This window comes from Bradyrhizobium sp. STM 3809 (assembly GCF_000239795.1).
Classification (GTDB): domain Bacteria; phylum Pseudomonadota; class Alphaproteobacteria; order Rhizobiales; family Xanthobacteraceae; genus Bradyrhizobium.
On sequence record NZ_CAFJ01000268.1, the window covers coordinates 1 to 10,944 of the forward strand.

Sequence of the window (10,944 nt, forward strand, 5' to 3'; positions counted from 1 at the left end):
AGGAGGTGACGTTTTTCGTGAACCGAGAAGCAAATCGCGCGATCCGGGCGCTTGCTCTTCATCCATCAGGATGCAGCCACTCGCCAACGCGCGCCGAATTCCGGGCCAAACCCTCATGGTGAGGAGCGCCGAAGGCGCGTCTCGAACCATGAGGCCCGAGCTGAGGCCTTGCCCTTCGAGACGCCCGCCTACGGCGGGCTCCTCAGGGTGAGGGGGGGAGGTTCAGGATCTGCGCGACGCCGGCGGCACGAGCGTAGCCCGGATGAGCGGCGGCGACATCCGGGTTCACATAGGCGCCTCGTGAGACCCCGGATGTCGCGTCCGCCGTCGCCCTGCGGGCTCCGGCGTCCGCTCATCCGGGCTACGATTTTTGCCGCATCATCCGCGCGATCGCCTCGCCGATCACGACCGTGGTGAAATGCGTGTTGGCGCGACAGTCGCTCGGCATGATCGAGGCGTCGGCGACGCGCAGGCCATCGATGCCCTTGACGGTGCCATCGGGATTGACCACGCCGCCGGCGTCGTCGAATCCGCTCATGCGGCAGCTGCCCGCGGCATGCTGGATATCGCCCGTGACCTGGCGCAGCAATGCGTCGAGCTCGGCCTCCGGCAGCGCCGCCGCCTGCGGCAGCGTGAGCTGGGTATCGCCGAGCCGGATCCACTCGGCGATCTCTTGCAGCGCCGGCTGCACCGTGATCACCGCCAGCCGCCTGACCGCGTCGCGCATCCGCGCGATGTCGCGGACATCCGCCAGCATGTTCTCCTCGACGATCGGATCGATGGTCGGGTCGGGCGAGGCCAGCTTGAGCGTGCCGCGCGAGAACGCGTTGAACAGGCCTGCGCCGATCGCGCCGGGCACGCCGATGCCGCGATGGTTGAACGCGATCAGGATCATGTCACGCTTGCCGCCATCGGCGAGGCCCGACGAATAGGTGACGCAGCAATTGGTATGGCGCGTGTCGCGATCGGTCGGACGCAGCGCCTCGCGCAGCTGGATCGTGGTGCGGAACAGCGGATGATCGAAGAAGTGCCGGCCGACCGGAAGGTCGCGCTGCATGGCGATCCCCATCTCGCGCAGGTCGGCCGCGGGACCGATGCCCGAGCGCAGCAGGATCGCCGGGCTGTGGATGGCGCCGGCGCACAGCACGATGTCGCGCGCCGCGATCTCGCGCACGCCTTCCCCTTCGAGGTGGACGCGCACGCCGGTGGCCCTGGAGTCGCTGATCAGAAGCCGATCGACCAGCGCCCGGCCGCGGATCTCGAGATTGGCGCGCCCCCGCGCCGGCTCCAGATAGCCCTCGTTGGTCGAGATGCGCCGGCCATCGCGGCTGTTGATCGGATAGCAGGCGACGCCCTCGCCATCGGGGCCGTTGAGATCGTCGCTCCAGCGATAGCCGCTCGCGAGCGCCGCGTCGCGCAGGCCCCGATCGATCGGCCCCCATTGCTCCGGCGGCGCGCGATACACCGGCAGCGGCCCCCCGCGTCCATGTCCCTCGTGGTCGCCGAAGGCGAGATCATCCTCGATCACCGAGAACAGCGGCATGATCTCCTTGGCCGACCATCCCGCGCAGCCATTGGCGGCCCATTCGTCGAACGCATCGGCGACGCCGCGGATCGCGATCTGGCCGTTCATCATCGAGCTGCCGCCGAGCCCCTTGCCGCGCCAGTAGAAGCGCATCTCCTGCCCCGCGACGCGGCGCGACATCAGCTGCGGCCACTGCCATTTTTCCTGGAAGGCACGGTCGTGGATGATCGGGATCGGATTGGGCGTCGCGATCTCCCAGGGCACCTCGGCAGCCCGCCAGTCGGCGCCCGCCTCGAGCAGCAGAACCCGGCGGTGCGGATCTTCGGACAGGCGCGCCGCAACGGCGGCGCCCGCAGAGCCGCCGCCAACCACAATGACATCATACATCGCGTGAAATCCCACAGCTCACAGTCGTCGCACTCAGCGACGCAGCTTGCGCCACCCGCGACGATCCGTGAAGTCCTGGAAAACTCAGGCCACCAGCATGCCAATGCGGGGCTCCGCCGCAGTCTCGGGAACGAGGCACGACGCCACGGCGATCACCTCGCGCGCCGATTTCCATGCGCCGCCCCCGCCGGCGGGACCATTCGTGTAGAGCGTTTCAACCTCATTGCCGATCCTGATCGCTTCGGCCATGGTCTCGGTCCGCCCGGCGACGCGGACGCGCACTTCGGAGGGCTCGCGGCCTTCGCCGCGCGCGTCGCCATGCAGCGCATTCAGCCCGATCAGGTCGCAGCGCAACTCGCTGACCGCGACGCCGGTCGCGGCGAGCCGCTCGCGCACGATCTCCAGGGCGAGGCGGCCACGTGCGACGGCCCCGGGTCCCGCATAGGAGATCTGCCCCTCGCCGACATAGGAGTCGAGATAGCCCACCGACGTCTTCAGCAACCCCGTCTTCGGCGCGCCGCGGCCGCCCAGGACTCTCACGCGATCGGGGCCGACCTCCTCGACCGTCACCTGCGAGAAATCCGCCACCACATCGGGCTGGAAGTACCTGGCGGGATCATGGATCTCGTACAGCAGCTGCTCCTTCACCGTCGCCGACGTCACGCAACCGCCGGAGCCCGCGACCTTGGTCACGATCAGTTCGCCATCCTCGCGCACCTCGCCAATGGGAAAGCCGAGGCGGGCGAGATCCGGCACGTCCTTCACTCCGGGATCGGCGAAATAGCCGCCCGTGATCTGCCCGGCGCATTCGAGCAGGTGCCCGATCACCGTGCCCTGCCCGAGCCGGTCCCAATCATCCATCGCCCAGCCGAACTCGTGAATCAAAGGACCCAGAAACAGCGCAGGATCGGCGGCACGGCCGGTGATCACGACGTCTGCGCCGGCAGCCAGCGCCTCCGCAATCGCACGCGCGCCGACATAGGCGTTGGCCGAGACGATGCGGTTGCCGAGGCCCGCGACGGTGTCGCCGGTGTCGAGCGCGACCTCGCTCGCCTTCAACCGGTCCAGCACATCGTCGCCGGTGACCGCCGCGACCTTGAGCCCGGCGAAGCCGAGCTTGCGTGCGATCGCGCGGGTGGCTTCCGCCGCGGCGGGCGGATTGGCCGCGCCCATGTTGGTGACGATGCGGACGTTGTTGGCGCGGCAGACCGGCAGCACCGCCTGCATGCGGGCGGCGAGCAGCGGATCATAGCCGGCCTGCGGATCCCTGATGCGCGCCTGCTGCGCCAGCGCGATGGTACGTTCGGCAAGGCACTCGAACACCAGGTAGTCCAGCCCGCCCTTCTCGGCGAGTTCGACCGCCGGCTCGATGCGATCACCGGAATAGCCGGCGCCGGCGCCGATCCTGATGCTGCGCATCGCCTGCTCCTCCCGAGTTCTCTTCATCGTCTGTCCGGAAGGATAGCCGTCTCGCACGGGCCTTGCCAGAGCAGGCCTGCGCAGATCAGGTCATCGCGGCCCGCGATCAGCTCGCCCAATTGTCGCGGAACTCGCCGAACAGCGTGATGCCGCCGCAGGCGTAGATCGTCTGTCCGGTGATGTAGCTCGCCTCGGACGAGGCCAGGAACGCGAACACGCCGGCGATCTCCTCGGGGCTTGCGACGCGCCCCATCGGAATGTGGGATTCCACAACCGCCCGCTTGGCCGGATCGCCGGTCCAGGCGGCGTTGATCGGCGTGTCGACCGCACCTGGGCCGACGGAATTGACCCGGATGCCGCGCCCGGCGAACTCCAGCGCGAGCGTGCGGGTGAGTCCGGCCATCGCGCTCTTGCTGATGGAGTACGCGAGATAGCCCGGCTTCGGAATGATCTGATGCACGCTCGACGTGTTGATGATGTTGCCGCCGCCGCCGCGCGCGACGAAATGCGCCAGCGCATGGCGCGCGCACAGCACGGCGCCGTTGAGATTGACCTCGAGGATGGCGCGATAGGTGTCGACGTCGAGCGCCTCGCTCGGCGACTCCCGCTGGAAGCCGGCATTGTTGACGAGGCAATCGAGCCGCGGCCAGCGCGCCAGCACGGCCTCGAACATGGCCGCGATGTCGGCCTCGACGCCGATGTCGGCCTTCACGGCGAAGTGATCGCGGGCCTCATGGCCGCGTGCGAACGACGCCGCCCGCACCAGCGCCAGGGTCTCTTCGCCCGACGATGACGGCCCGCCATAGTTGATCGCGACATGCGCCCCCTCCTCGGCGAAGCGCACCGCGATGGCGCGGCCGATGCCCTGCGCGGCACCGGTCACCAGCGCGTAGTGTCCGGCGAGACGCGCGGCGCGCTCGGTCGATGGGGCGGATGGCTGCATGTCGAAACTCCTCGCAATGTTCTCTTCTGTCATGCCTTTCGATGATCCGCGACCGGATGACAAGGCCGGCGGGACTCTGATATCGCTCCACACCCTATCCCTCACCGTGCCCGCGGCGTGAGCGTCATGTATCTCGGCATCGATCTCGGCACGTCCGCCGTCAAGACGATTCTCGTCGACGACGCACAGCGTGTGATCGCGAGCCGCAGCCGGCCGCTGCATGTCGACGTGCCGCAGCCGGGCTGGGCGGAGCAGGATCCTGCGGCCTGGATCGCCGCCGTGTTCGCCACGCTCGATGCGCTGAAGGACGATCATGCCGCCGAACTGGCGCAGGTTGCCGGCATCGGGTTGTCCGGCCAGATGCATGGCCCGGTGCTGCTCGATGCCAGCCTCACACCCTTGCGACCATGCATTCTCTGGAACGACGGCCGCTCGGCAGCCGAATGCGCGGTGCTGGAACAGCGCTGGCCGGCGCTGCGGCGGGTCACCGGCAACAAGGCGATGCCGGGCTTCGCCGCACCGAAGCTGGTGTGGATCGCGGAACACGAGCCGGAGATGTTCGCGGCCACGCGCCTCGTGCTGCTGCCGAAGGCCTATGTCCGGCTGGTGCTGTCGGGAGAGGCGATCGAGGACGTCTCGGATGCCTCCGGCTCGCTGTGGCTCGATGTGGCCCGGCGCGACTGGTCGGACGAGGCTCTCGCCGTCACGGGCCTTGCGCGCGCGCAGATGCCGCGCCTCGTCGAAGGCTGCGCACCCGCGGGCCGGCTGCGCGCCGAGCTCGCCGCGCGCTGGGGCATGACGAAGCGGCCGCTCATCGCCGGGGGTGCCGGTGACAACCCGGCCGGCGCGGTTGGCATCGGCGCGATCCGGCCGGGCGCCACCTTCATCACGCTCGGCACGTCGGGCGCGGTGATCACGCCGGTCGCGTCGGTCACGCCCAATCCCGAGCGCATCGTCCACACCTTCTGCCACGCGATCCCCGCGCTCTGGCTGCAGGCCGGAGCGATGCTGTCGGCCGCCTCCTGCCTCGCCTGGCTCGCGCGGCTGCTCGGCGCCAGCGAAGCCGAGCTGCTCGCGCCGCTGGGCGCAGCGCCGGCCGCGCCCTCGCCGGTCAGCTTCCTGCCCTATCTCTCCGGCGAGCGTACGCCGCATGACGATCCGAACGTACGAGGACTGCTCGATGGCCTGAGCCATGCGACTGACCGCAGCGCGATCGTGCAGGCCGTGCTGGAAGGCGTCGGCTTCGCATTGGCCGATTGCCGCGATGCCTTGGCCGGCACGGGCCTCGTCATTGCCGAAGCGGACGCGATCGGCGGCGGCTCGCGCTCCGACCTCTGGCTCGCGATCCTGGCCAACATCCTGAACATTCCGATCCATCGGCTAGCGGATGGCGAAACCGGTGCCGCGTTCGGCGCCGCGCGGCTGGCGCGCCTCGCCGTGACCGGTGAAGAGATCGCCCGCGTCTGCACGCCGCCGGCGCGCGTCCGATCCTTCGCGCCGGATCCCCGGCTCGCGGCCGACTATGCCGAGCGGCTGCCGCGCTGGCGCGGCCTCTATCGCCGGCCCTGACCAAAAACAGATAGGCCGGCTCTCGCCGCGACGCGGGGCACGCCGATGGTCTTTCATATTGTATTCGGCAACAGCCTCTAGTTTAATGGCGTCCCCGCGCCGACATCAACGAGCCGCGGCAGATAAGACGACGTGCATGGGAGGCACGATGAGCGGTCCGATCCTCGAGATGCGCGGGGTGTCGAAGTCATTCTTCGCCATCAAGGCCCTGCAGAAGGTCGACCTCACCGTCTATGCCGGCGAAGTCCACGCGCTGATGGGTGAAAACGGCGCCGGCAAATCCACCCTGATGAAGATTCTCTCCGGCGCCTATCGTCCCGATCCCGGCGGCGAGATCCGCATCGACGGCCAGGTCGTGCGCATCGAGGGTCCGATGGGCGGCCGCAATGCCGGCATTGCGATCATCTACCAGGAGTTGTCGCTGGCGCCGAACCTGACGGTCGCCGAAAACATCTATCTCGGACGCGAGCTGTCGCAATCCGGCCTGCTGGCACGCAACGCGATGCGCGAGGCCGTCGGCCCGATCCTGCAGCGGCTCGGCGCAGATTTCTCCGCGTCGACGCTGGTCGCCGATCTGTCGATGGGCCAGCGCCAGCTGGTCGAGATCGCCCGCGCGCTGCATGCGCGCTCCAGAATCCTGATCATGGACGAGCCGACGACGTCGCTGTCGGCGGGCGAGAGCGAGAAGCTGTTCGCGCTGATCCGCCAGCTGCGCTCGGAAGGCCTCGCCATCATCTACATCTCGCACCGCATGGACGAGGTCTATGCGCTGGGCGATCGCGTCACCGTGCTGCGCGACGGCCGGCTGGTCGGCTCGCTCGACAAGCCGGAGATCCGCGCCGACAGCATCGTGCGCATGATGGTCGGCCGCGACGTGTCGTCGTTCTACAAGAAGGACCACGACCCGCATGCCAAGCGCGACCGCGCCGTGCTCACGGCGGTGAACCTCGGCGATGGCCATCGCGTCAAGGGCTGCTCGCTCACGGTGCATGCCGGCGAGGTGGTCGGCCTTGCCGGGCTGATCGGCGCCGGGCGCACCGAGCTCGCGCATCTCATCATCGGCGCGACGCCGAAGACCACCGGACATCTCGAGCTCGACGGCGAGCGCATCGAGATCGCCACGCCGCGCGACGCGCTCGATTCCGGCATCGCCTATCTCACCGAGGACCGCAAGGCGCTCGGCCTGTTCCTCGACATGTCCTGCGCCGACAACATCAACCTCGCGGTGATCGGCCGCGACGCCAGGCTCGGCGGCTTTCTCGACCGCGACAAGGCGCGCGCGCGGGCCGACGAGGCGTTCGGCGCGCTCGGCATCCGCGCGCCCAATCCCGGCGTCACCGTCGGCGGACTGTCGGGCGGCAATCAGCAGAAGGTGCTGCTGTCGCGCCTGCTCGCGACCGCGCCGAAGGTCCTGATCCTGGACGAGCCGACGCGCGGCGTCGATGTCGGCGCCAAGTCCGAGATCTATTCGATCATCGACAACCTCGCCAAGGCCGGCACCGCGATCCTGGTGATCTCGTCAGACCTGCCGGAGATCCTCGGCATCTGCGACCGCGTGCTCGTCATGCGCGAGGGACATCTCGCCGGCGAGCTGCGGCAGAGCACGACATCCCCCATCACCCAGGAAGACATCATGGCGCTGGCCACCGGGACGGAGCACGTCGATGCCTGAGAACAGCTCGGCTCAAGCAAAGGTCGCGACCTTGCCGTCCGCCTCCGACAACAAGCAGCAGCGCCTGCGGCTGATGATCCGCGCCGCCGGCATGCTGCCGGTGCTGCTGATCCTGTGCATCGGCTTCCACATGCTGTCCGAGGGCCGCTTCTTCACCGGTCAGAATCTCGGCATCGTGCTGCAGCAGGCCGCGGTCAACACCGTGCTCGCCGCCGGCATGACCTTCGTCATCCTGACCGGCGGCATCGATCTCTCGGTCGGCTCGATCCTCGCCGCGGCTGCGATGGCCGGCCTCACGCTGTCGAAGATGCCGGAGCTCGGCGCGCTATGGCTGCCGGCCGCGGTGCTCACCGGCCTCGCCTTCGGCGTCGTCAACGGCGCGCTGATCGCGCTGCTCAGGCTGCCGCCGTTCATCGTCACGCTCGGCTCGCTGACTGCCGTGCGCGGCCTCGCCCGCCTGATGGGCGGCGACACCACCGTGTTCAATCCGACGATCCCCTATGCCTTCATCGGCAACGCGTCGCTGCCGATCATTCCCGGCGTCCTCTCGATCCCCTGGCTGTCGGTGATCGCGCTGCTCGTCATCTTCGGCTCGTGGCTGATCCTGCGCCGCACCGTGCTCGGCGTGCACATCTACGCGGTCGGCGGCAATGAGAGCGCGGCGCGGCTCGCCGGCATCAAGGTCTGGGGCGTGCTGCTGTTCGTCTACGGCATGTCGGGCCTGCTCGCCGGCCTCGGCGGCGGCATGCAGGCGGCGCGGCTCTACGCGGCCAACGGCCTGCAGCTCGGCCAGTCCTACGAGCTCGACGCGATCACCGCGGTCATTCTCGGCGGCACCTCGTTCGTCGGCGGCATCGGCTCGATCTGGGGCACCTTGGTCGGCGCGCTCATCATCGCGGTGTTGTCGAACGGGCTCATATTGGTTGGCGTGTCCGACATCTGGCAATACGTCATCAAGGGCCTCGTGATCATCGGCGCCGTCGCGCTCGACCGCTACCGGCTGCAGGGCTCGGCCCGTACCTGAGACGTTTCGGCGGACCGCCACGGCGGCCGGCCTCAGCGTTCTTCCACGGCCGCTGGTCCGCCGTGCGCAGGGTTTCAAGAAGGACCAGGGAGGAAACACATGTTGAAGACCATTTCGCTCGCCGGTGCCGCGCTGGCGCTTGTCATGAGCTCCGCGCCGTCCTCGGCCAAGGAGCTGAAATCGATCGGCGTCTCGCTCGGCTCGCTCGGCAACCCGTTCTTCGTCGCGCTGTCGAAGGGCGCCGAGTTCGAGGCCAAGAAGACCAATCCCAACGTCAAGATCACCGCGGTCGGATTCGAATACGACCTCGGCAAGCAGGTCACCCAGATCGACAATTTCATCGCCGCCGGCGTCGACATGATCCTGCTCAACCCCGGTGATCCCAAGGCGATCGGCCCGGCGATCAAGAAGGCGCAGGCCGCCGGCATTCTCGTCGTCGCGGTCGACACCGCGGCCGAGGGCGCCGACGCCACCGTCACCACCAACAACGTGCAGGCCGGCGAGATCTCGTGCCAGTACATCGTCGACAAGCTCGGCGGCAAAGGCGACGTCATCATCGAGAACGGTCCGCAGGTCTCGGCCGTCATCGATCGCGTCAACGGCTGCAAGAACGTGTTCGCGAAGGCGCCCGGCATCAAGGTGCTGTCCAGCGACCAGGACGGCAAGGGCTCCCGCGAAGGCGGCCTCACCGTGGCGCAGGGCTATCTGACGCGCTTCCCGAAGATCGACGCGGTGTTCGCCATCAACGATCCCCAGGCGATCGGCACCGATCTCGCCGCGCGCCAGCAGGGGCGCACCGGCATCATCATCACCTCCGTCGACGGCGCCCCGGACATCGAGGCCGCGCTCAAGGATCCCGCCACCCCGCAGATCCAGGCCTCCGCCTCGCAGGATCCGTTCTTCATGGCCCGCCGCGCCGTGCAGATCGGCGTCGGCCTGCTCAACGGCCAGAAGCCGGCCTCGACCGTCGAACTGCTTCCGTCCAAGCTGATCACCCGCGACAACGTCGCCGACTACAAGGGCTGGACGTCCGAGCGGAAGGAGTAGCCGGTCGCTTCGATCCGGCTTGCGATCACGCGATCACAGCAGCGCCGCCCGTCCACGGGCGGCGTTTTTGCGTCGGGATCAAGCAGCGCGGCTTGTCGCGTTTGCGACACAGATTGGCCCGATGACGCCGTTTCCAGCGCTGTTTCCACTGGTCCGGAAATTGCGAGAGCACGTCCAGCGGCATCAACACCGGGCGCTCCGATGGCTTTCACAGCAGTCTGTCCGACAAACGCGATCTCCGAAGGCGGCATGGGCCTGTTTCAGGTCGGCAAGAAGAGCGTGCTGCTGCTGTGGCCCGCGGGCGGCACGCTGACGGCGTGGCGCGGCCGCTGTCCGCATGCCGACGTGCCGCTCACCGAGGCGAGCTTCGACGGCAAGACCATCACCTGCCCGCACCATCAATGGGGCTTCGACGGCGCGAACGGCAAGTGCGTCACGCATCTCGTCCGCAACGCGCTGCATTCCTATCCGCTGCAGATCGACGGCGACGAGATCCAGGTCGATGTCGGCCCGGTGAAGCCGGCGCGGACGCCGGCCTGACGGGCGGGCGTCGTGAGGAGCGGGCAGCGGAACGCTGCATCGGGACGAGCGGCCGCATGACGAGCACCGCCGAATGGGTGATCTGGAACGGGTCGATGGGGATCGTCGATACGGTCCGGCTCGGCACCATCATCGACGGGGCCGCCGGCCGGCTGGCATCGCTCGCGCCGCCCTATGACGTCGTCGGGCCGTTCAGCCTCGACGAGCTGGAGACGCGCGGCCGGATCTCGTTCGGCGCCTGCCTCGTGATGTCGCAGCAGCGCTGGCGCGAGGATCAGGACGGCCTGCGCATCGCGGCACGGGCGGCAAGGCGCGCATGGCTGGATCAGCTCACGCAGGACGAGGACGACGAGGCCCATCGTGCGCTGCTCGACCTGCCGCTGCGCGGCAGCCTGACGGCGACGGAGATCAATGCAGGCTTCCGGAGGCTCGCCAAATCAGCGCACCCCGATGCCGGCGGCAGCAACGAGCGCTACCGGCGCATTTCCGAAGCACGGGAGGCACTGCTGGCGCAACTGGACTAGCACGTTCCAAGCGACCGGGCGCCCATCGACGGGCCGCTATCGCATTTGGAGATTCAGCGGACGATCCTACTTGTTAGTTGCTCCGTCATGCCCGGGCCTGTCCCGGGAATTCACGCCGTTCTCGGAAAGTCGGTCGACGTGGATGGCCGGGACAGGCCCGGCCATGACGACGCGGGCAAGAGACGAGCACAAAACTGCGCTCGTCAATGACGATGGCTGCGCCGACATGGGCTGGCGCACGGGCCGGCCGGGGCGCTCATGCCCGACCGGCCCGGCTTCCAGCCGTCAGAAGAA

10 protein-coding genes are annotated in these 10,944 nt (G+C 68.5%); 6 read left to right on the forward strand and 4 right to left on the reverse strand.

The genetic code is table 11. The features are described 5' to 3' along the window. Window positions 1-361: 361 nt before the first annotated feature. The 3 genes from BRAS3809_RS15165 to BRAS3809_RS15175 form a co-directional block, all read right to left on the reverse strand. Window positions 362-1,912 carry a GMC family oxidoreductase gene (locus tag BRAS3809_RS15165; protein WP_008962996.1) on the reverse strand — a complete coding sequence of 517 codons (1,551 nt, stop codon included), beginning with the start codon at window positions 1,910-1,912 and terminating at the stop codon, window positions 362-364. A gap of 84 nt (window positions 1,913-1,996) precedes the next feature. Continuing rightward, window positions 1,997-3,331, reverse strand: a complete 1,335-nt coding sequence (locus BRAS3809_RS15170; RefSeq protein ID WP_008962997.1) for an acyclic terpene utilization AtuA family protein — start codon at window positions 3,329-3,331, stop codon at window positions 1,997-1,999. 106 nt (window positions 3,332-3,437) lie between these two features. Further along, a complete protein-coding gene (locus BRAS3809_RS15175) occupies window positions 3,438-4,274 on the reverse strand; it encodes an SDR family oxidoreductase (protein WP_008962998.1) in 837 nt (278 codons plus the stop codon). 126 nt (window positions 4,275-4,400) lie between these two features. Here BRAS3809_RS15175 and xylB point away from each other — a divergent pair, with 126 nt between their 5' ends. The 4 genes from xylB to BRAS3809_RS15195 all read left to right on the forward strand — a co-directional run bounded on the left by xylB (window position 4,401) and on the right by BRAS3809_RS15195 (window position 9,586). Then, on the forward strand, window positions 4,401-5,843 hold the full coding sequence (gene xylB / locus BRAS3809_RS15180; protein WP_008962999.1) for a xylulokinase: 1,443 nt from the start codon (window positions 4,401-4,403) through the stop codon (window positions 5,841-5,843). 148 nt (window positions 5,844-5,991) lie between these two features. Then, on the forward strand, window positions 5,992-7,515 hold the full coding sequence (locus BRAS3809_RS15185; RefSeq protein ID WP_035656367.1) for a sugar ABC transporter ATP-binding protein: 1,524 nt from the start codon (window positions 5,992-5,994) through the stop codon (window positions 7,513-7,515). Beyond that, window positions 7,508-8,539 (forward strand): ABC transporter permease subunit, encoded by a 1,032-nt coding sequence (locus tag BRAS3809_RS15190; RefSeq protein WP_008963001.1) that lies wholly within the window; start codon window positions 7,508-7,510, stop codon window positions 8,537-8,539. The genes BRAS3809_RS15185 and BRAS3809_RS15190 overlap by 8 nt, the downstream gene beginning before the upstream one ends. A 99-nt stretch (window positions 8,540-8,638) precedes the next feature. After that, a complete protein-coding gene (locus BRAS3809_RS15195) occupies window positions 8,639-9,586 on the forward strand; it encodes an ABC transporter substrate-binding protein (protein ID WP_008963002.1) in 948 nt (315 codons plus the stop codon). Between the two features lie 25 nt (window positions 9,587-9,611). Here the strand turns inward: BRAS3809_RS15195 and BRAS3809_RS36625 are convergent, their stop codons facing one another. Next, the gene (locus BRAS3809_RS36625; protein WP_170323291.1) at window positions 9,612-9,776 is read right to left on the reverse strand and encodes a hypothetical protein; all 165 of its coding nucleotides are present in this window, start codon (window positions 9,774-9,776) and stop codon (window positions 9,612-9,614) included. Window positions 9,777-9,787: 11 nt separating this feature from the next. Here BRAS3809_RS36625 and BRAS3809_RS15200 point away from each other — a divergent pair, with 11 nt between their 5' ends. Together BRAS3809_RS15200 and BRAS3809_RS15205 are read left to right on the forward strand one after the other, a co-directional pair. Beyond that, window positions 9,788-10,126 carry a Rieske (2Fe-2S) protein gene (locus tag BRAS3809_RS15200; RefSeq protein WP_008963003.1) on the forward strand — a complete coding sequence of 113 codons (339 nt, stop codon included), beginning with the start codon at window positions 9,788-9,790 and terminating at the stop codon, window positions 10,124-10,126. A gap of 56 nt (window positions 10,127-10,182) precedes the next feature. Further along, the gene (locus BRAS3809_RS15205; RefSeq protein ID WP_008963004.1) at window positions 10,183-10,650 is read left to right on the forward strand and encodes a J domain-containing protein; all 468 of its coding nucleotides are present in this window, start codon (window positions 10,183-10,185) and stop codon (window positions 10,648-10,650) included. Window positions 10,651-10,944: the final 294 nt, after the last annotated feature.